The 21,404-nt window shown below is 37.5% G+C and carries 17 protein-coding genes; 6 read left to right on the plus strand and 11 right to left on the minus strand.

Annotated elements, in window-relative coordinates:
- On the minus strand, positions 1-846 hold the full coding sequence (locus FNN08_RS05765) for an AAA family ATPase (protein WP_143583769.1): 846 nt from the start codon (positions 844-846) through the stop codon (positions 1-3).
- A 192-nt stretch (positions 847-1,038) separates the two neighbouring features.
- On the opposite strand from FNN08_RS05765, the gene cysK reads away from it, so the two are divergent.
- Complete coding sequence (cysK, locus tag FNN08_RS05770; RefSeq protein WP_143583770.1) at positions 1,039-2,007, plus strand: cysteine synthase A; 969 nt, start codon at positions 1,039-1,041, stop codon at positions 2,005-2,007.
- Positions 2,008-2,118: 111 nt separating this feature from the next.
- On the opposite strand, the gene ggt (FNN08_RS05775) is transcribed toward cysK, so the two are convergent.
- Together ggt (FNN08_RS05775) and FNN08_RS05780 are read right to left on the minus strand one after the other, a co-directional pair.
- Positions 2,119-3,834, minus strand: coding sequence for a gamma-glutamyltransferase (gene ggt / locus FNN08_RS05775; protein WP_143584619.1), 1,716 nt, complete (start codon positions 3,832-3,834; stop codon positions 2,119-2,121).
- Between the two features lie 89 nt (positions 3,835-3,923).
- A complete protein-coding gene (locus FNN08_RS05780; protein ID WP_185962570.1) occupies positions 3,924-4,514 on the minus strand; it encodes a tRNA-uridine aminocarboxypropyltransferase in 591 nt (196 codons plus the stop codon).
- Between the two features lie 55 nt (positions 4,515-4,569).
- On the opposite strand from FNN08_RS05780, the gene rrtA reads away from it, so the two are divergent.
- On the plus strand, positions 4,570-5,166 hold the full coding sequence (gene rrtA, locus FNN08_RS05785; RefSeq protein WP_143583772.1) for a rhombosortase: 597 nt from the start codon (positions 4,570-4,572) through the stop codon (positions 5,164-5,166).
- Between the two features lie 47 nt (positions 5,167-5,213).
- On the opposite strand, the gene FNN08_RS05790 is transcribed toward rrtA, so the two are convergent.
- From FNN08_RS05790 to FNN08_RS05800, 3 genes are all read right to left on the minus strand, one after another.
- A complete protein-coding gene (locus tag FNN08_RS05790) occupies positions 5,214-6,275 on the minus strand; it encodes an endonuclease/exonuclease/phosphatase family protein (RefSeq protein WP_221931771.1) in 1,062 nt (353 codons plus the stop codon).
- A gap of 124 nt (positions 6,276-6,399) precedes the next feature.
- Entirely contained in the window at positions 6,400-7,158 is a 759-nt protein-coding gene (locus FNN08_RS05795) for a hypothetical protein (protein ID WP_143583774.1), read from the minus strand.
- Between the two features lie 126 nt (positions 7,159-7,284).
- Entirely contained in the window at positions 7,285-9,756 is a 2,472-nt protein-coding gene (locus FNN08_RS05800; protein ID WP_143583775.1) for a S9 family peptidase, read from the minus strand.
- 215 nt (positions 9,757-9,971) lie between these two features.
- Here FNN08_RS05800 and FNN08_RS05805 point away from each other — a divergent pair, with 215 nt between their 5' ends.
- The 3 genes from FNN08_RS05805 (at position 9,972) to hpf (ending at position 14,627) form a co-directional block, all read left to right on the plus strand.
- Positions 9,972-12,254, plus strand: a complete 2,283-nt coding sequence (locus tag FNN08_RS05805; protein ID WP_143583776.1) for a YgiQ family radical SAM protein — start codon at positions 9,972-9,974, stop codon at positions 12,252-12,254.
- A 167-nt stretch (positions 12,255-12,421) separates the two neighbouring features.
- Positions 12,422-14,014, plus strand: coding sequence for an ABC-F family ATPase (locus FNN08_RS05810; protein ID WP_143583777.1), 1,593 nt, complete (start codon positions 12,422-12,424; stop codon positions 14,012-14,014).
- A 277-nt stretch (positions 14,015-14,291) separates the two neighbouring features.
- Positions 14,292-14,627 (plus strand): ribosome hibernation-promoting factor, HPF/YfiA family, encoded by a 336-nt coding sequence (gene hpf / locus FNN08_RS05815; protein ID WP_143583778.1) that lies wholly within the window; start codon positions 14,292-14,294, stop codon positions 14,625-14,627.
- Positions 14,628-14,728: 101 nt separating this feature from the next.
- On the opposite strand, the gene FNN08_RS05820 is transcribed toward hpf, so the two are convergent.
- Positions 14,729-16,072, minus strand: a complete 1,344-nt coding sequence (locus FNN08_RS05820) for a DEAD/DEAH box helicase (protein ID WP_143583779.1) — start codon at positions 16,070-16,072, stop codon at positions 14,729-14,731.
- 98 nt (positions 16,073-16,170) lie between these two features.
- Positions 16,171-17,583, minus strand: a complete 1,413-nt coding sequence (gene gltX, locus FNN08_RS05825; RefSeq protein ID WP_143583780.1) for a glutamate--tRNA ligase — start codon at positions 17,581-17,583, stop codon at positions 16,171-16,173.
- A gap of 257 nt (positions 17,584-17,840) precedes the next feature.
- Here gltX and FNN08_RS05830 point away from each other — a divergent pair, with 257 nt between their 5' ends.
- Positions 17,841-18,824 (plus strand): Gfo/Idh/MocA family protein, encoded by a 984-nt coding sequence (locus FNN08_RS05830; RefSeq protein ID WP_143583781.1) that lies wholly within the window; start codon positions 17,841-17,843, stop codon positions 18,822-18,824.
- Between the two features lie 59 nt (positions 18,825-18,883).
- Here the strand turns inward: FNN08_RS05830 and ggt (FNN08_RS05835) are convergent, their stop codons facing one another.
- The 3 genes from ggt (FNN08_RS05835) to FNN08_RS05845 all read right to left on the minus strand — a co-directional run bounded on the left by ggt (FNN08_RS05835) (position 18,884) and on the right by FNN08_RS05845 (position 21,227).
- Positions 18,884-20,515 (minus strand): gamma-glutamyltransferase, encoded by a 1,632-nt coding sequence (ggt, locus tag FNN08_RS05835; RefSeq protein ID WP_260679295.1) that lies wholly within the window; start codon positions 20,513-20,515, stop codon positions 18,884-18,886.
- A 94-nt stretch (positions 20,516-20,609) separates the two neighbouring features.
- Positions 20,610-20,957 (minus strand): hypothetical protein, encoded by a 348-nt coding sequence (locus FNN08_RS05840; RefSeq protein WP_260679273.1) that lies wholly within the window; start codon positions 20,955-20,957, stop codon positions 20,610-20,612.
- A gap of 18 nt (positions 20,958-20,975) precedes the next feature.
- Positions 20,976-21,227 carry a hypothetical protein gene (locus tag FNN08_RS05845; protein ID WP_143583782.1) on the minus strand — a complete coding sequence of 84 codons (252 nt, stop codon included), beginning with the start codon at positions 21,225-21,227 and terminating at the stop codon, positions 20,976-20,978.
- Positions 21,228-21,404 lie beyond the last annotated feature (177 nt).

Genomic DNA, 21,404 nt, shown 5'->3' on the forward strand with positions numbered 1-21,404 from the left:
TTAACGTCCGCCACGATTCATAAAGGCGAGCTTTTCAAAAAGATGAACGTCTTGTTCATTCTTTAATAAGGCGCCATGTAAAGGTGGAATAACTTTAGTTTGATTACTTTCTCGTAAAACCTCAGGGCTAATGTCTTCTGCTACCAATAGTTTTAACCAATCAATTAACTCTGACGTTGATGGCTTCTTTTTAATTCCTGGTAACTCACGTAAGTTAAAGAAAAGTGCTAGAGCTTCATCGAGTAGAGCTTTTTTTATGCCATCAAAATGCACATCAACGATCGACTGCATTTCGGCTTTATCTGGGAATTTAATGTAATGGAAAAAACACCTTCTAAGAAATGCATCCGGCAATTCTTTTTCATTATTTGAAGTGATAATTACAATTGGACGTTGTTTTGCAGTAATTTTTTCTTGAGTTTCATATACATAAAATTCCATTTTATCGAGTTCTAATAACAAGTCATTTGGAAACTCAATGTCAGCTTTATCAATCTCATCGATTAAAAGAACCGGACGCTGATCAGCAACAAAACCCTGCCAAAGTTTACCTTTAACAATGTAATTGCTGATGTCTTTAACGTCTTCATTACCTAACTGGCTATCTCTTAGTCGTGATACAGCATCATATTCATATAAACCTTGCTGGGCGCGAGTAGTAGATTTTATATGCCATTGGATTAATTCTGTGCCTAGCGCTTCAGCTAATTCTTCCGCTAACATAGTTTTACCAGTGCCTGGCTCGCCTTTAATTAATAAAGGCTTTTCTAGCGCAATAGCAGCGTTAACCGCTAATTGTAAGTCTTTGCTAGCAATATAGTTTTTTGTACCTTGGAATGTGTTCATGCTTTTCCTGAAATTATTTATTCGCCTTGAGTTAGTATTCTTATTTGTAATTAAAATGATAAAACTAATTGGTATTAGTTATATCGTTCTGTTACTTCTGAAAAATTCAAAACAATGTAGTCTATTATTAAATATAACAATGTTAATTAAAGAAATATTAACGTTAAACAAGCGACTTTCATAGGTTTAAAGATGACTAATTTATATCAAAACAATCCGGATTCAATCGGTAAAACACCACTAGTAAAGCTAAACCGCGTCACTGGCGGCAATGTGTTTGCAAAAATAGAAGCGCGCAATCCTAGTTTTAGCGTTAAATGTCGTATTGGCGCAAATATGATTTGGGATGCTGAGAAAAAAGGTACTTTAAAGAAAGGTATCACCATTGTAGAGCCAACAAGTGGTAATACAGGTATCGCTTTAGCATTTGTTGCGGCATCAAAAGGCTATGATCTAATCCTAACTATGCCTCACACTATGAGCCTTGAGCGTCGTAAATTGCTTGTTGCTTTAGGTGCAAAATTAGAACTTACTGATGGCGCTAAAGGGATGAAAGGCGCAATCGATAAAGCTGAAGAAATTAAAGCTACCGATCCAAGTAAATATTTGATCCTTGGTCAATTTGATAACCCTGCTAATCCAGAGATCCATGAAAAGACTACAGGGCCAGAAATTTGGCAAGATACTGATGGTGGTGTAGATATTTTTGTCGCGGGTGTGGGCACTGGCGGTACCATAACAGGTGTAAGTCGTTATATTAAAAACACTCAAGGTAAAGCAATTCAAACCGTTGCTGTTGAGCCAACAGATTCACCTGTTATTGGTCAAAAACTTGCTGGTGAAGAGTTAACTCCTGGTCCACATAAAATACAAGGTATTGGCGCAGGCTTTATCCCAGGCAACTTAGACTTATCAATCATTGATTCAGTAGAGCGTGTTTCAAATGAAGATGCAATGGCAATGGCCCACCAATTAATGAAAGAAGAAGGTATTTTAGCTGGTATTTCATCAGGTGCAGCTGTCGTTGCAGCAAAACGTTTAGCTGAGTTACCTGAAAATGCAGATAAAAATATCGTAGTTATTTTAGCGAGCTCTGCTGAGCGTTACTTATCTAGCCCACTATTTTCAGAAACATTTACTGATGCGGAATTAACGCAGTAAGTTTGAACATGTACCGAGTTTAAACACTTGGGGAAGTGTAATGGCCAGTCATATAACAATGACTGGCCATTTTTTTACGATTAACTTTTATACCATTTTCATTAATTCGTATTATTGGGTAAAAACTTTACCCTCACGCCGAGGGTCTGCTCCGCCAACAAGCTTATCATTAAACACTTCTATGCCATGAATACCACTGTTCAAATTACGAATATAAACTTTATGCCCCATAGCTTCTAACTGTGGCTTTAGAGTTTCTAAATTTGTGCCTTGCTCTAATGTGGTCGCATCATTACGATTAGTCACCTTAGGTAAATCAATGGCTGATTGAATATCTAACTGCCAATCTAAAACACCAACGATTGTTTGCGCTACATAATTAATAATCCGACTGCCACCAGGTGAGCCAACAACTAATCGCAGTGAGCCATCAGCATTAAACACCATAGTTGGCGACATCGAACTTCTTGGTTTTTTAAATGGCTCTAGGCGATTAGCAACAAGGTTACCATCAACCATAGGAACTAATGAAAAATCGGTAAGTTGATTATTTAATAAGAAGCCATCAACAAATACTGCCGAGCCAAACGCCATCTCTACAGAGGTAGTCATTGAAATAGCATTACCATCAGCATCAACAATAGAGATATGTGAGGTAGACGGCATTTCAATCGCATTATCATCTGCTTGTGCAAGCTTAATGGTTACATCACCGGGCTGCGCCTTGCCCATATCTTTATCTAACTGAATTAACTGACCACGCTTAGCTAAATACTCATCATTGATAAGTTGCTCTACTGGTACATCAACAAATTCGCTATCTGCTATATATCTTGCTCTATCAGCAAAAGCTAAACGCGAGCTTTGGGTAAAAAGATGTAATGCATTAATATCATTGACTGGGTATTGAGACAGATTTGCTTGTTCAAGTTGTTTTAATATTTGCACCACAGCGACACCACCAGAGCTTGGCGGCGCCATTCCGCAAACCTCATAAGCTTTATAACTTCCACACACAGCTGGTGTTTGGGTTGCACGATAATTAGCTAAGTCGTTTAATGACAAGGTACCTGGTGCAATAGCTGAGCTGTGCACCGCTTTAACCATATTTTTTGCGATCCAACCTTTATAAAAAACGTCAGTGCCCTGCTCGCTAATAGCTTTATATACTTTCGCTAGCGCAGGGTTCTTTAATAATGTTCCTGCTTTAAGTGCTTGTCCATTTGGAAAAAAATACGCACTCGCTGCCGGTAATTTTTTTATACCTGGGTTAAAGGCCATGGCCACAAGTTTGGCCATTCGCTCAGATACTACAAAGCCATTTTCAGCAAGGTTAATGGCATCAGTAAATAATTCATTCCAAGCAAGCTTACCGTACTTTTTGTGTGCGGTTTCTAGGGCTTTTAATACCCCTGGAACGCCAACACTACGCCCGCCTACAACCGCATCAATCCAACGAACAGGCGTACCATCAGCTTGTAAAAACATTTGTTGCGTTGCTTTTTCAGGCGCTGTTTCGCGGCCATCAAACGTGGTTAACTGCTGCTTTTCATTATCAAAATATAAAATAAAAGCGCCACCACCTATACCTGAAGACTGCGGTTCAACTAAGGTTAACACCAACTGCACAGCTATTGCTGCATCAATGGCATTACCGCCTTTTGCTAATACATTAAAACCAGCTTCACTAGCATATGGGTTGGCTGCAGCAACCATAAAATCCTGCCCTTCAACGGCGCTACTTTGCTGCATACCTGTGGCGGCTTCTGGCTCTCTATCTTCACGAGGTAACTTAGTAGTCTGCTCAAAAACACAAGCACTAGTCATTAATGCTAGAGATAATAGTGAAATAAGTTTAATTCGAGTGAACACTGGCAATCCTATTGTTGGTGATTCTTTGTTTTATTGTAAAAAGGTTATTTTTGATTATTTTTTCTAAGTGACAATTGAAAATCATTAAATTGAGCAAAGCTATTAAATAATGGCTGATACTTTAACTTATCATCTTCTAAGGCAACTAAAGCATGAGCACAGGCTTCAAGTGATGACACATCTGATTCTTTATGGTGCTTGCGAATACGATACTCACTTTTAATGCCTGACGCTAGAGTGATTTTAGCTAGTGGGTGTAAGTTAGTTGATAACTGGTACATCAGGTAAGCTTTTTTCCAAGTACCGTCTAGTATCAAAATAACGGTATTTTTGCGTTCAGATTTAGTTAACGCCTTAGCAACTACAGCACTTTGCTCCGGATAAAGTAGATAGACTTGCTTACTAGGATCAGTTAATAATTTATTTAATTGCTGATTATCACTAAAGTCTTCCCCGATTAATATTTTACTATGAGTTAAACATAAACTGGCTAACTTGGCCGTTCCTTTTGCTTGTTTTTCTTCACTAGTGTGTTGTAGAAACCACACTTCAACTTCATTGTTAATAGAACAACAAAACTTACAAATACAAGTCACTAGCGGTCTTTCACAGCTTGTGCAATACTGTCGGCTCATAAATCTCGATTTAATATATTCGAATAATAATCCATTATAAACTTGAAATGACCCTATGTTGAAGTTGTCTTTACCATTAAATAAAAATGCTGTTCTGGTTCCTGCCATAATTTTCTTAATCGCTTTGGTGTTTTACTTTCTACCTGCATCAGTTGAAAACATTCTTATTTACGATCGAAGCGATATAAGTAACGGTGAATTCTGGCGATTACTGACTGGCCATTTACTGCATACTAATTTTAATCACTTGTTATTAAACTTGGCCGGCCTCACTATGCTCTGGGCATTACATGGCGATCATTACACCCCTAAAAGCTATCTATTAGCTTTTATCAGTTCGTTAGTTATTTGTAGTTTAGGGATATATTATTTTGATCCAGAGATGGAAAGATACGTTGGTTTATCTGGCGTGTTACACGGCATATTTGTTTGGGGGGCGATTTTAGATATTAAAAAGGGCTGGAATTCTGGCTACTTACTTTTGCTTGGTGTAATTGCAAAAGTAGCTTATGAACAAATATTTGGCGCAAGCGCTGATGTTGAAGCCTTAATTAACGCCAGCGTCGCCATAGATGCGCATTTATGGGGCACAGTTGGCGGCTTAACCTTCCCTGCCACACAATGGCTAATCAAGAGGGTCAGATCAACTTGAAAACTCGCTGATGTTTCAAGTTGATCTGACCCTCTTGATTTTTGCGGTTAACTTCGCAGAGATAAAGTTATCATCACAACGCCATGGTCGGTGCTTTCGCCATCACGTTCAAATATAGGGTTGATTAAATGGCGATCGTAAGTATGGTGCTCGCTTACTTCAAATAAACTTGCTTGTTCGCCGGCATCAAACTCAGATGACAGTAAAATATAATCAAGAACTGAGCCTTTAGCGCCATAATAATGAGTTGGCTTTCGGTTAGGTAACGTTTCATCAAGCACAGCATTTGTATTAAAGCTTGCGCAATAAAGCTGCCAAGAATCTTTAAGATAATACTTGTTTAGGACTTCATCATTGTCATTATAAAAGCGTAAAGACTCAGTAGTGAGATGCGCTAAAATGCCATCATCTAATGGGTTATTAAAATCACCAAGCAACATCATTGGATAGCCTTTTTGCTGACGTCTGTTAATCATCTCTATCAATAGTAAACTTGATTCACTGCCCCTTATAATGGCAGATCCCCAACCACCAGCTATTTGCGCTTTTAAACGAGAAACCAGGCTTGATTCACTCACATCTTCTTGTTGCTCAAGGTCAAGCATCGGCCTTTTCGATTTAAAATGTACCACATAACAATCAATAAGCCCCGCATGAGGTAAATCAATAGTCGCTCTAAGGACTTTACGGCTGAATTTAAAATCGCTAGTTAAGCCTATTGATTTTGCTATATCCAAATCGGGGGCAACATTACAGGTTTGCTTAATGGGAAACTTAGATGCTATAGCTACTACCGGGCTATCACAAATAAAATCATCAACAATATTTGGCTCATCAACTACAGCAAAGTATGAGAAGCCTTGCTCAACAGTAAGCTTTTGTAATGTTTCAATACTGAACACTTCTTGAAAGCCTATAATGTCTGGTGAAAATTCATCTAAGTAATCTTTGATCCACTTTTGCTTTTTATGCCACTGCTGCGTTGATAAAATTTTATCGAAGTCATAAAAAGCTAATGGCGGTTCAATAAAATTAAATAAGTTAAATGTGGCGACTTTAATTACTGAATGGGGAAGTTCAGATGTTAAGCTCAGTGATGATTCGCTCAAATGGATTCCTAGATACTACATAGGTAGGTGATATTTTAAAAAGTGTGGTACAAGAGATAAACGCTTAGCTTACACAATACCATAAAGCAGAGACACTTTATGGTATCTGTAAAAATAATTTGCCTTATTTAGCCATAGATAAGTCTTCACGGTGGACGTAAACCGCGTAATCTGAATGACTAAAGTGCTCAGAATAGTTTTCTAATAAAGATGTGGCTTTTTCTTTATCGCCCATTAGCTCTGACAAACGCTTAAAGAATGAATCTTTTGGCGGTGTCATTGCCCCATAGCTTTCATAGCCGACAACCAGCACTATACGGTCACTTCCACCTATTGGACTGCTCCATGAAAAACTTTTTTCCCACTTCATCTTTTTAGCAGCATCACTAATTTCTTTAATAGATTTTCGAAGTTCAAAGCCCTCTCCTGGTGCAACAAACATACGGCTTACACCAAAGTACTTAAATTTTTTGTCATTATCCCAATTACTATTTTCAGTATCTATTTCACTATAATAATGTTTAGCACCTTGAGTATATTTACTTACCGTTTTACTCCAATGAGCAGAAGTTTTTGAAGTCACACTCCATTGACGGTAAGCCTCAATACTATTCCAATCTATGCAACAAGAGCGCAATACATATTCTTGCATTTGCTCACCAATAACTTGCGTATAAACATCCCACTGCCTTGGGTCTTTTGCGTCTACTCGAAATTTCATATGCTTACTAAGCGCACTTTCAAATGCCTGCCTGTCATTCACATTTACGGTAACAACCCATTCATCGGCTAATACAACCTCATTACTTTCTTCAGCAACAGCGTTAACGCTAGTTATGATCGACAACCAAGCCATTGTTATAAATAATTTTATGTATTTCATTTAAGTCCCTTCATATTGTTTTTGTTCAATAAATTTATCAACTTGCTATTAATATAGTACAAAACCTACATATTGCTGACATAAAAAAAGCTACCGAAGTAGCTTTTTATAAATTAAGTCAAACTATTATAAAGTCGTTTCAAATAGCTTGAAGATACGGCGATATTCATCCAACCAACTGCTAGGTTGCACAAAGCCATGTGGCTCTACCGGATAAATAGCAGTTTCAAAGTTCTCTTTTTCTAATTCAATTAAACGTTGCACTAAACGAACTGAATCTTGGAAAAATACATTGTCATCAACCATAGGTGCATTAATCAATAACGGCTTTTGTAACCCTTCAGCGAAGTAAATTGGCGAGCTACGCTCAAATGCAATTTTATCGTCTTCAGGCGTATTCAAAATATTTGACGTATAACCGTGGTTGTACGATGTCCAATCAGAAACTAAGCGAAGTGCCGAACCAGATGCAAATACATCAGGCTCTTTAAACATAGACATTAAGGTTAAAAATCCGCCGTAAGAGCCACCATAAACACCAACACGGTTTTTATCAACATTAGCATTTGCAACTAACCAATTAACGCCATCGAGCATATCTTCTACTTCAGGTGTACCCATTTGACGATAAATGGCTGTACGCCAGTCACGGCCGTAACCACTTGATGCACGGTAGTCCATATCGATTACGGTATAACCTTTTTGCACTAGCATTGAGTGGAACATAAATTCACGGAAGTATACTGACCAACCAAGGTGCGAGTTTTGTAAATAGCCAGCACCGTGAACAAACATTACAGCTTTGCCTTGCACAGTTGCGTTAACCTCACCTTTAGGTGCTTGATAAATTTTAGAGAAAATCCCTTGTTTGGTGTGTGATGAAGGAACTTCAACTACCGTTGGCGCAGTCCAAGGCATGCTTAAAAACTCTTGCGTTACCGTATGAGTTAATTGTACAGCTTCAGCATCAGTAGCTATGTCTTGTACGTACAACTCTGGAGGCATTGTTGTAGTTGAGTGCTCAATTAATAACTTTGTTTCATCAGGAGATAGTTGATATTCATTTCTACCACCTAAATCAGTTACAGCGGTTAATTTAGCCGAATTAACATCCACATGATAAATTTCATAAATGCCAGGGTGTTTTTTATTACCCTTAAAGTAAAAACTATTGTCATCACCAGTTAAAGTGAGGTTGCGAACTTCATATTGACCTTGAGTAAGTGCTTTTACATCACCATCTATAGCCTTAATATAAAGGTGACCGTAACCAGATTGCTCTGATGTAAAATACAGAGTTTCGCTGTTATTAAACCAACCAAAGTCATTAAAGGCCCAGTTTATCCAAGCATCATCATGTAAACGATGTTGATTAACTAGTTGCTTATTTTCAAAATCGATTGTAGCAATCCAACGATCTTTGTTATCCCAAGCTTCAAGCATAATTGCTACTTGCTTAGAGTCGTTATGCCATTGAATGGAGTTGCGGCCAATTAAGTGAATATTTCGAGCTTGTTTAGATGATTTATATTCTTTGCCCTCGCGCGCATAGTTTTCCGCTTTAACACTCGCTAATACATCTTCGTCAAAACCAGGTAATGTTTTGTAATCTAAAACGTATTGAGCATTATTAACTAAATCTAATAAATACAACTGCTCTTCATATTTACGATTATCAGATACACGGCGACGTGCTGGCACCGCATCAATAGTAGCTTCGCTGTTGATATAGTTAGGCATAATGTCACCTGGGTTATTCCAGCTTTCATTTTTAGTTACACTAACTACCATCATTTGAGCATTTGGAGATAATTGTGCATCAACAATGCGCTTACCTTCGCCAAAATAAAATACTGATGTTGCTATAGTATTGTTCTCAGTTCTTAACTGCGATTTTTGCTCGGCTCTTAAATCAGCATTACGCTTTTGCAGGGCAACATACTTAATTAGTTTATGTTGCTCTTTTGAAATGTAAGTTTGTTCAGTGCGGCTAACACCAGGAGTATTAGTAAGCTGTAAATTCACTAACTCGCGAACTTGATTCTTGTTGGTATCAAATTCATAAAATACGTTATCGACACGGTAAGCAACGTTACCATTTGACAAAAACATTGGCTGCTTTTCTACCGCCGACGTAAAGGTAATTTGCGTAATAGATTTTGCTGTTAGATCTTTTACAAAAACATTACCTTCAAAGGTATAAACTTCTTTTGTACCATCGATGTTTCTAACGGCATGTTTATCTGCAACGGCGTGTAAATTAGCTAAACTTACCTTTTCACCATTACCTTGTTCAGTTAATGACTTAGTGTAAAGATCGGTTAAAGGATTACCCAAACGTTTTTGTTTATAAAAAATAGTTTGATTGTCATCACCCCAATACCAACTCGAAGGAGAGCGAGCAATCCAATCAGGATCAGACATTATTTTTTCGAGTGTAATGACTTGTGAATTATCTGGGTCTTTAACTTCTGCACTTTGTACAGGCGCCATAAGTACCGAATTATTTTGCTTAACATCCGCATTGTCATTTTTATCATTTGTTACACAAGCACTCAGAAGAACGCTTATTGATGCAACAATTAATGGATATTTCATTATTTATTACCTTATAAATTTTTCGTTGCGTATTTATACAAACACTTTAGTTACAAAGCAATCAGCAAGTCTTATAAAAGTTATCAATTAATCATATTTTTTAAGATAAAAGCTTTTAAATGTTATCAAATGTAATTTTGGTACATTTAATAACCATATATTTCGTTACTTTTCTGTTATAATCCGCGGCAATTAAATTGAGGCAAAAACTGTTCATGATCCCATTACCAAAAATAGAATTATTTGATTACCCAAAATACTGGGCGGAATGCTACGGCTCTGCACCATTTTTTCCTATGTCACGCCGCGAGATGGACGACTTAGGTTGGGATAGCTGTGATATTATTTTAGTTACCGGTGACGCTTACGTTGACCACCCAAGTTTTGGTATGGCGATTATTGGCCGTATGCTTGAGGCGCAAGGCTTTCGTGTTGGTATGATTTCGCAACCTGATTGGCACTCAAAAGATGCGTTTATGCAGCTAGGTAAACCGAACTTATTCTTTGGTGTTACCGCCGGTAATATGGATTCGATGATCAACCGTTATACTGCTGAACGTCGTATGCGTCATGACGATGCCTACACACCAAATAACGAAGGTGGTAAACGCCCCGATCGCGCGGTAATGGTATATACCCAACGTTGTAAAGAAGCTTACAAAGGTGTGCCGGTAATAATTGGTGGTATTGAAGCCAGTTTACGCCGTATTTCTCATTACGACTATTGGTCTGATAAAGTGCGCCGCAGCGTAATTTTTGATGCCAAAGCTGACATTCTTATTTACGGTAATGCCGAGCGCCCTTTAGTTGAAGTCGCTCACCGTATAGCCCGTGGCGAAGAGGTATCAAAGATCACCGATGTTCCGGGTACAGCTTTTATTAGTAAAACAGCATTACCAGGATGGCGCGGCATTGACTCAAGAGATATTGACCGTCCAGGTAAGATAGATCCTATTCCAAGTCCATATCAAGATATGACACCTAGTAATTGTGATAAGGCTGATGAAGTTACGGAATCTGGCGTAACTATTGTTAGTGCTAAAAATGCAAACCAAGGCCCTGATGTAACGAAAGATGCAGTACCTATTCAAATTAGCGATTATCAAAATAAAACCTGGAATAAAAAATACAAGCCGTGGGAGAAAACCTACGTTAAATTACCTAGCTATGAGCAAGTATCAAATAATAAAACCTTGTATGCCCATGCTTCTCGTATTTTCCATCAAGAAGTAAACCCAGCAAGTGCTCGAGCATTGGTACAAAGCCATGGCGATAGAATTATTTGGTTGAACCCTCCTGCTCTGCCGCTAAGTGAAGCAGAAATGGACGGTGTATTTGCCCTTCCCTATGCCCGTGTACCGCACCCAAGTTATGGCGATGCTAAAATACCTGCATATGACATGATTAAAACCTCAATTAATATTATGCGCGGTTGTTTTGGCGGTTGTTCTTTTTGTTCAATCACCGAACATGAAGGTCGCATTATTCAGTCTCGCTCGCATGAGTCAATATTGGCTGAAATTGAAGACATTCAAGACAAGGTACCTGGTTTTACTGGTGTTATATCTGACTTAGGTGGCCCTACAGCTAACATGTATAAATTACGCTGTAAAAGCCCGAAAGCAGAAGCAACCTGTCGTAGACCTTCGTGTGTATTCCCTGATATCTGTGGCCATATGGACACCGATCATACACCGACAATAGAGCTATATCGTAAAGCACGTAAATTACCTGGCATTAAAAAGATCCTTATTGCTTCAGGTGTTCGTTATGATTTAGCGATTCGTGATCCTGAGTACGTAAAAGAGTTAGCGTCGCATCACGTTGGCGGTTATTTAAAAATAGCGCCTGAGCATACCGAAGAAGGTCCATTAAACAAAATGATGAAACCTGGTATGGGATCATACGATAAGTTTAAAGAAATGTTCGACCACTACTCAAAAGTAGCTGGTAAGAAACAATATTTAATTCCTTACTTTATCTCTGCCCACCCAGGTACAACAGATCAAGATATGGTTAATTTAGCGCTGTGGTTAAAGAGTAATAACTTTAAGCTGGATCAGGTACAAAACTTTTATCCATCACCGCTAGCGAATGCAACTACGATTTATCACACAGAAGTGGATTCATTAAATAAAATTCGTAAAAGCAATGATGCAGTACCGGTTCCTAAAGGAACGATACAGCGTCGTTTGCATAAAGCTATTTTACGATACCATGATCCAGTTAACTGGCCGCTTATTCGTGAAGCACTAACAAAAATGGGCTTAGCTCGTAAGTTAATCGGTAATCGTCCAGAGTGCTTAGTACCAAATGAAACTCGTCAAGAGCAACAAGCACAGCAGCAAAACCGCCGTGGTAAAAATAACGCTCATGGTTATAAAACGTCACCGGGACAAAAACGAGGCAACAGCTTTAATAAAAACCGTAACGGCAAAAATGCTAACAAAGCGAATAAAGGCTTAACTCGCTTTAGTGGCGACCAATTTAAAAAGTAAACGTCTCGTTTAACACCTTTAAAGGAACACCTTTTCTGATGAAAATAGTGTTCCTTTTTTGTTTTAATAAAAGGTAAAGTGGTTAACAAAATTACAACAAAATAAAATACAAAAACCTCAGTAAATCCCGTATAATGCGCACAAATTTTATCCCATAGGAATATCCATTGATCTCAACAGCAAATATCACCATGCAATTTGGTGCAAAACCTTTATTTGAAAATATCTCAGTTAAATTTGGTGGTGGTAACCGCTTTGGTTTAATTGGCGCGAACGGTTGTGGTAAATCAACCTTCATGAAAATTTTAGGTGGTGATTTAGAGCAAACTGCCGGCACAGTTTCAGTTGATATCAACGAACGCGTTGGTAAGTTACGTCAAGATCAATTTGCCTATGAAGAATACTCTGTTGTTGATACGGTGATCATGGGACACGCCGAATTATGGGCAGTAAAAGAAGAGCGAGACCGCATTTACTCATTAGCTGAAATGAGTGAAGAAGATGGCATGAAAGTAGCCGACCTTGAAACAGAATTTGCTGAAATGGATGGCTACACTGCCGAGTCTCGTGCTGGTGAGTTACTTTTAGGCTTAGGTATTCCTGTAAGCCAACACTTTGGCCCTATGAGTGATATAGCACCAGGTTGGAAGCTTCGTGTACTTTTAGCGCAAGCCCTATTCTCAGATCCAGATATCTTACTTTTAGATGAGCCTACCAACAACTTGGATATCCACACTATTCAATGGCTAGAAGATATTCTAAATGAACGTGACTCAACCATGATCATCATCTCGCATGATAGACACTTTTTAAATAGTGTTTGTACGCACATGGCCGATTTAGATTTTGGTGAATTACGTATTTATCCAGGTAACTACGACCAGTACATGCTAGCGGCAACTCAAGCTCGCGCAACCTTAATGGCTGGTAACGAGAAGAAAAAAGCACAAATTGCTGAGCTACAAGATTTCGTACGTCGTTTCTCTGCTAATGCATCGAAAGCAAAACAAGCAACATCACGTGCTAAGCAACTTGATAAAATTAAATTAGACGAAGTTAAAGTTTCAAGTCGTGTTACGCCGTTTATTCGTTTTGACCAAGAAAAGAAATTATTCCGTAACTCGCTAGTTATCGAAAAATTAAACAAAAGTTTCGACGACAACCATGTATTAAAAGACATTAATTTAATGGCTGAAGTTGGTGAAAAAATTGCGGTTATTGGTGAAAACGGTATTGGTAAAACAACCTTCCTACGCACATTAATGGGCGATGTTGGTTACGAACCTGATACAGGTTCAGCTAAATGGTCTGAAAACGCTAAAATAGCTTACTACGCACAGGATCATGCCGATGATTTTGCTAACGACATGAACTTATTTGATTGGATGAGTCAGTGGCGTCGTGAAGGCGATGATGAACAAGTGATCCGTGGTTACTTAGGTCGTTTATTATTCTCAGCCGACGATATCTACAAATCAGTTAAAGTACTTTCTGGTGGTGAGAAAGGTCGCATGATGTTTGGTAAAATGATGATGCAAAACCCGAACATATTAGTTCTGGATGAGCCTACTAACCACATGGACATGGAATCTATCGAAGCATTAAATATGGCGCTTGAGAAATACGAAGGCACTTTAGTGTTTGTATCTCATGACCGTGAGTTTGTATCTTCACTAGCAACTCGAATTATTGAATTAACTAAAGATGGTTATAATGACTTCTCTGGTAGCTACGAAGAATATTTAAAAACTCAAGCTTAATAAGTTGAAGTTATTAGTTTTAAATGGGCGGTTTTACCGCCCTTTTTTGTGCCTAAAATAATCAGCGTAATTCCTTCTGTATAATATTCACACTAACTAAAAATAATCGTTCAACAATCAGCCACTCGATTACAAAATAATTAGCAATCTATCTATTTGAAAAATAACAGTTAAATATATTATTTATTTTTTATTTCATTTTTTTTTATATTTACTCTTGTAAGTATGACCAGTTGGTACCATTCTTATATTGAGACACACACTTTAGGAGACTTATATGAAAATAAATATTTCTGGCCACCACGTTGAAGTTACCGAAGCAATTGTTGATGTTATTAACAGTAAATTTGAGAAAATCGCAAACCATTTCCCTAGCCTAATGACTCTTGAAGCCATTCTAACCGTAGACAAGAATTCACAAAAAATTGAAGTTGTAACCAATTATGAAAATCAAAAAGTAGCCGTTTCTGCTGCCGATGATGATTTATACGTAGCTATTGCTAGTTCAGTGAAAAAACTAGAAGCTGCTCTGCAACACAGAAAAGGGGTATTAAAAGCAAATTTAAAGAACCGTTATGAAGTACCACAATCAGAATTAGTGGCTGACGCATAACTCGTTTATTTATCTCCCCCAAGAGATATTCACTTATAAAAAAGAGCTCTTAGGAGCTCTTTCTGGTTTTTACAGATAAATTTCAGTTAATAGATTTAGTATTAATCTTGTTCTTCAAAATCAGTATCTTCTACAAACTTAACGGGTTTTTTACGCATTACCGGCATATCACCTGCATCATCATTAGAGAAAATAATCTTCTTCTTAGTTTTAGTCGCTGTAGGTTTCTTTTTCTTAGCCACTTTCTTAATATTTTTATCTGCTGCTTTAACTGCTTTAGGCTTTTTAGGTTTAATACCTTTAAACTTAGCCGCCATTCCCTCAACAATAGAAAATTCAATTTCTTGTTGTAAAAGCGCTTTAATATTTAAATAACTTTGCCAATCTTTTGGGCCAATAAATGAAATCGCATCGCCTTTAGTACCTGCTCGGCCTGTTCGGCCTATACGATGAATATACTCTTCGGCATGTTTAGGTAAATCAAAATTAATGACGTGCGATACATTAACTAAATCTAGACCACGTGACGCTAAGTCGGTTGTTACTAATATTTTCTGTTGACCCTTAGCAAACGACTCCATAATGCGGTTACGCTCACTTTGCTTTAACTCACCACTTAAGGCAACACTGGCAATATCTTTGCTATTTAGCTCAGTCGCTAAACGCTCTGTATCAGCACGAGTCGCGGTAAATATAATGATTTGTTGTATCGATTCTGTTTGTAAGAAGTGCTCTAATAATTGCTGTTTATGGTCTAAATGGTCACATAAAAAGAATCGCTGTTTAATATCAACATGCTCACTGGTTACCGAACCAATAGCAATTCGCTTAGGCTTGTTCAGCAAATCTTTAGCAAATTCTTCAACTTGGCCATGATCTAGCGTTGCAGAAAACATTAACGTTTGGCGTTTACGGTGGTCTGCAGCTTCATTTATTTGCTTTAATTGTGGTGCAAAACCTAAATCAAGCATGCGGTCTGCTTCATCAAGGATTAATAGTTCTAAACCGTTTAAATAAAATAAACCTTTAGATAAATGATCAGACAACCTGCCAGGCGTTGCTACGATAAAATCAGGATTTTTATCAAGCACTTTAACTTGGTCGTTAAAGTTTTCTCCGCCAAGAATTAACGCGGATTTAAATTGAGTACCAGCTGAAACCGATTTTAGCTGAGCAAATACTTGTTTTGCTAACTCTCGCGTTGGCGTAAGGATTAATACTCTTGGATCTTTCTTAGATAAAGCCCGGTTTTTAATTAAACGCTGCATAGCAGGTAATAAAAACGCTAAGGTTTTACCCGAACCAGTTTTTGACGATGCAATTACATCCTGCCCTGTCATTGCTGCAGGGATCGCTTGATGTTGAATATCAGTAGGTTTTTCAAACCCCATATGTTCAATGGCTCTAACTAAGCGACTGTCTAGATTAAACTGTGTAAATGCCAAAAATATTTCTCCAAATTCTTTAAATAAAAAGCTACACCGATAAGTGTAGCTTATTGTTGCTTTATATCATTGATTATAGTCAGTATTACAAACAAATATTAAGCGTTAGCTGTGCGTTCATCAATGAATGCAATCGCTTTATCAATACGAACAATAACTTGGTCTTGCTCTAATAACGCCAGTGTTTCATCTAGTGAAGGAGAGTTACCGCCACCGGTTGCAGCAACACGTAATGGCATACCAACTTTACCCATACCAACTTCTAACTCTTCTGCTGTCGCATTAATTACGTCATGAATTGCTGGAGCAGTCCAATCAGTTAGTGCCGCAAGTTTTGTTTGTACAAGTTCAAGTGGTGCTTTGGCTACGCCGCGTAAATGTTTCTTCGCTGCTTTCTCGTCAAACTCGGTATATTCTTGATAAAAGTAGCTAGAGATCTCAGCCATTTCTTTCAATGTTTTCACACGATCTGCTTGAATTTTAACAATCTCAGCAAGAGCTGGACCGTTTTCAGTATTAATGCCTTGATTCTCCATGTGCCAAGCTAAATGCTCTGCTACATATTCAGGATCAAGAGTTTTCATGTAATGTTGGTTTACCCAAATTAGCTTTTCGGTATTAAAAGCACTTGGCGCACGGTTACAACCAGATAAATCAAATAACTCGATCATTTCATCACGAGAGAAGATTTCTTGATCGCCGTGTGACCAGCCTAAACGAACTAAATAATTTAATAGCGCTTCAGGTAAATAACCGTCATCGCGATACTGCATAACACCAACTGCGCCATGGCGTTTAGATAAACGCTTGCCATCATCACCAAGGATCATTGGGATGTGTGCATACTTAGGTAATGGCGCACCTAGTGCTTTTAAAATATTGATTTGACGAGGTGTGTTATTAACGTGATCATCACCGCGAACAACGTGAGTTATTTTCATATCCCAATCATCAACAACAACTGTTAAATTGTAGGTAGGAGAACCATCAGAGCGGGCAATAATTAAATCATCTAACTCTTCGTTAGAGATCTCAATATCACCTTTAACCATATCTTCAATAACTACTGAGCCAGTAAGCGGATTTTTAAAACGAATAACGTATGGTTTATCTTCAGGGTAGTCAGTACGGTCACGCCATAAACCGTTATAACGAGGCTTTTCACCTTTTGCTTTAAGCTCTTCACGCATTGCGTCGACTTCTTCAGGAGTACAGTAACAACGGTAAGCATGGCCAGTATCAAGTAAGGTTTGAATCACTTCTTTGTAACGATCAAAACAATGTGTTTGAAAGAATGGACCACGGTTCCAATCAAGTTGTAGCCAATTCATACCATCCATAATGGCATCAACAGATTCTTGAGTTGAACGCTCTAAGTCAGTATCTTCGATACGTAAAACAAAATCGCCGCCATTTTTCTTGGCATATAACCAGCTGTAAAGGGCTGTACGTGCGCCACCTACGTGTAGGTAACCAGTTGGACTCGGTGCAAAACGGGTCGTTAAAGTCATAGTGTTCTCGCTATAAAATCCCCTGCTTTTACAGGAAATATAAACATATAAAAAATTGCCGACATTTTAACAGGCGTACAGCCTTAATGCTATACGTTTAACTGATGCTAATTGATTTAATCACGATGCAAGATCGCATAATTTACCTAAATAAAACTTTGAACATTAAATTTATTATTATTAATTATTTTATTGATAAATTAATCGGTTACTCTTATTAAATAAAATAATTAGTTAACATCTTTTGTGAGCAGTTGATGAATTCAATAAATAACCGAAGTATACGTTGGGGCATAATTGGCTTGGGTAATATCGCTAATAAATTTGCGAGTGATTTACTTAAGGTAGACGGTGGCGAGCTTTACGCTGTGGCATCAAGAAGTCAGCAAAAATCTGATGATTTTGCCAATAAATATTTAGCATCAATTGCCTATAACAATTACCAATCCATGGTGAAAGATCCTAACGTAGATGCTGTGTATATTGCGACACCTCACGCATTACATAAAGAACATACCCTATTATGTTTAGAGCATGATAAAGCGGTATTATGTGAAAAACCTTTCGCAATGAATAAATCCGAAGTAGATTTAATGACCACGACAGCAAAAGAAAAAAATGTATTGTTGATGGAAGCGTTATGGACATACTTTTTGCCCCATTATCGCTTTCTGTTAGATAAAATACAGAACCAAACTTATGGTGAGTTACTGAGCTTAGAAGCGGACTTTGGCTTTAGTAGAGCCTTTGATAATAACTCTCGTTTATTTAATAAATCACTTGGAGGTGGCAGCTTACTTGATATTGGTATTTACCCTATTTTCGCTGCCCTTTCGTCAATAGGGAAACCTGATGATATTAAAGCACAAGCGACATTTTTTGATAATGACGTTGACTCATCTTGTACGATGGAATTTAGCTATAAATATAAAGTTAAAGCAAAGCTTCGCAGTACACTATTAGAAAATACCCCAACGCAAGCGACATTTATTTGTGAACGAGCAACAATTAAGCTCAACGGCCCTTTTCATGCGCCAACAAATATTACTATCATTAGCGATGATAAATCAGAAGTGTTCGATTTTAACTATAAAACTCACGGTTATAATTATGAAATTGAGCATTTTAATGAGCTACTTAGGAAAGGGAAAAAAGAAAGTGACATCATGAGCTTTGAGTTCAGTAACGCCCTTATTAATACCTTAGATGATGTTCGTGAAGTTATTGGCTTAGATTATTAGCAAATCATTGAGTTTCCGCAAATATGCTTATTTGCGGAAACTAAAATATTAAAGAACTATTAATTTATTACTACCGACTTACCTCTTCCCGAACTTTGCGATGCAGCATCTAAGCCTTTATCATTTCGCAAAATCAAATGTAAATCACCAAAGTTTCTTTCCTTTAAATGATAGCCCATTGTTTCGAGTGCTTGTTTTTGCTGTTCAGTTAAGCCTTGATGATGCTTGATCTCATTAATAGGCAATAATTGATGATGAAAACGTGGACTATCAACAGCTTTCTGGGCTGGCATATTAAAAACTAAAGCATTTAAAATAGACTGATATACCGAGGTAATTATGGTTGTTCCACCAGGAGAGCCAGTTACAAAGGTAACCTTGCCATCTTTAAGAATAATCGTTGGTGACATAGACGAGAGCATGCGTTTCTTCGGTTGAATTTCGTTTGCTTGACCACCCACAGCACCAAACACATTAGGTACTCCAGGCTTAATGCTAAAATCATCCATTTCATCATTTAATAAAAAGCCAGCACCTTCAACAACCATACCACTGCCAAAGCCTAAATTGATGGTTGTGGTATTTGAAACCGCGTTGCCCCACTGATCAAGTATTGAAAAATGGGTTGTATCTTCACTTTCTTTTAAACCGGGTTTTATATTTTCTGTGCTAGAAATTTTATTTAATTTAATACCTTTAGAGCGTTTAACAAGATAATTGTTCGCAATTAACTCATTTACTGGAACTTTAATAAAATCGGGGTCACCTAAATACTCGGCTCTGTCAGCAAAAACTCGTTTGCCTATTTCTGATAATAAATGGATATATTCAACTGAGTTATGTTCAAGCTTAGGATCTGCTAGCAACTCATACATTGTTAACCACTGTAAAATAGCTATACCACCAGAGCTTGGCGGCGGCGCAGTAATAACTTGGTAACCTGACCACTTTTTTTGTATCGGTGTACGCCATTTAGCCTGATAGTCTGTTAGGTCTTTATGAGTGATTAACCCTTGATTTTCTTGCATAAAACCAACAATAATCTCGGCTGTTTTACCTTGATAAAACCCAGCTTTTCCTTGATCGCGAATACGCGTTAATGTTGCAGCTAATTCAGGCTGTTTAAATACTTTACCGGCCTTGGCCGCTAAAAAATAATCATCAAAATTAACCTTAATATTATTTTGTTTATAGTCATTAGAAACATATTTAATTTCATCAGCTAATTGCGGATGAACTATAAAACCATTTTTAGCTAAATCAACCGCCGGCTGTAATAGTGTCTTCCAAGGTAAAGTGCCGTATTTTTTGTGGGCTTGCCACATACCATCAACAGTTCCTGGTGTACCGGCAGCTAAAATGCCAAATAACGATAAGTTTTCAATTACCTCACCGTTTTTATCTAAATACATATCACGATGAGCGGCATAAGGAGCTAACTCTCGATAATCTAAGAAATCAGATTTTCCATCTTGGTAGATTGCCATAAAACCACCACCACCAAGGTTGCCAGCTTCAGGTAAAGTAACGGCCAACACAAATTGTGCAGCAATTGCAGCATCAACAGCATTACCACCAGAATTTAAAATATTAACGGCAACATCAGCACTATAGCTATCGGGCATAGCAACTGCCGCCTGCTCTTTGGCAAAGACAGGATTAATAAAAAGTATAATGCCAACTAAAGACAGTAATTGGGATTTTGTCACTAGAATTTCCTTATTATTTTTTGAAATTCCAATGTAGCAGATAATATCGAATAGAACTAATTCGAATAGAGGTAAGTTATAAAGAAGAATTGAGCATTTTTAGCATTTTATCTATATTAGCTTTACTGATTTCCCCCATCTGTTCAGGATTAGCCAACGCATAAACAAATCCTTCAATGGCTGTAAATTCAAGATCATCTCTACACTCAATAAAGTTAGCCCATTCTTCAAGGTCGTCTGCAGAGATAACGTCTGATAAATATTTAGTGAGCACTTCAGATAAGATTAAGTTTGAAACTTCTAGCGAACTGACATCATTACCATAACTAAATTTAACGAGTTGTGAAAAAGCGTGTTCACGTAACTCGCCAAAAGTAATTATTTGAGTTAACGCATCGATTCGGCTCATCTTAATCGCAGTCATAATAATGCTAATATTTTATCAATTATTTACAGCGCAAACTTCATAAGCATCACTACCATCATCTAACCAATAGTAGATAGTACAAATTTCATCAGTTTTAATAACGACACGTTTATCAATATCCATAGATTGTGTAGCCTCTTCTACAGATATAATTCCTGAGTTATCTCTGTCGATAACTTCAAACGGTAATGGTGACTGATAAATGGTGTAACCATAAAACAAAGCCATAAAAGCTAATAAGGTTAAACTCACTCTAAATTTTTTCATGGATATCCTACTTACTTGCAACTATGAATATTTGTTCAGTAAAAACTGCATTATAAAGAATATCAAAAATTAAAGAAGTGATTGATTGTAGTTTTAAATAATTAAAAAGAAGAAATAAATGGTGGACGCCAATCTGTGTTAACGGCTCGAACCAGTGACCTTCGTTTACTTATATTA

Origin of the sequence: Thalassomonas sp. M1454 (genome assembly GCF_007097525.1) — a bacterium.
Taxonomy (GTDB): domain Bacteria; phylum Pseudomonadota; class Gammaproteobacteria; order Enterobacterales; family Alteromonadaceae; genus Thalassotalea_A.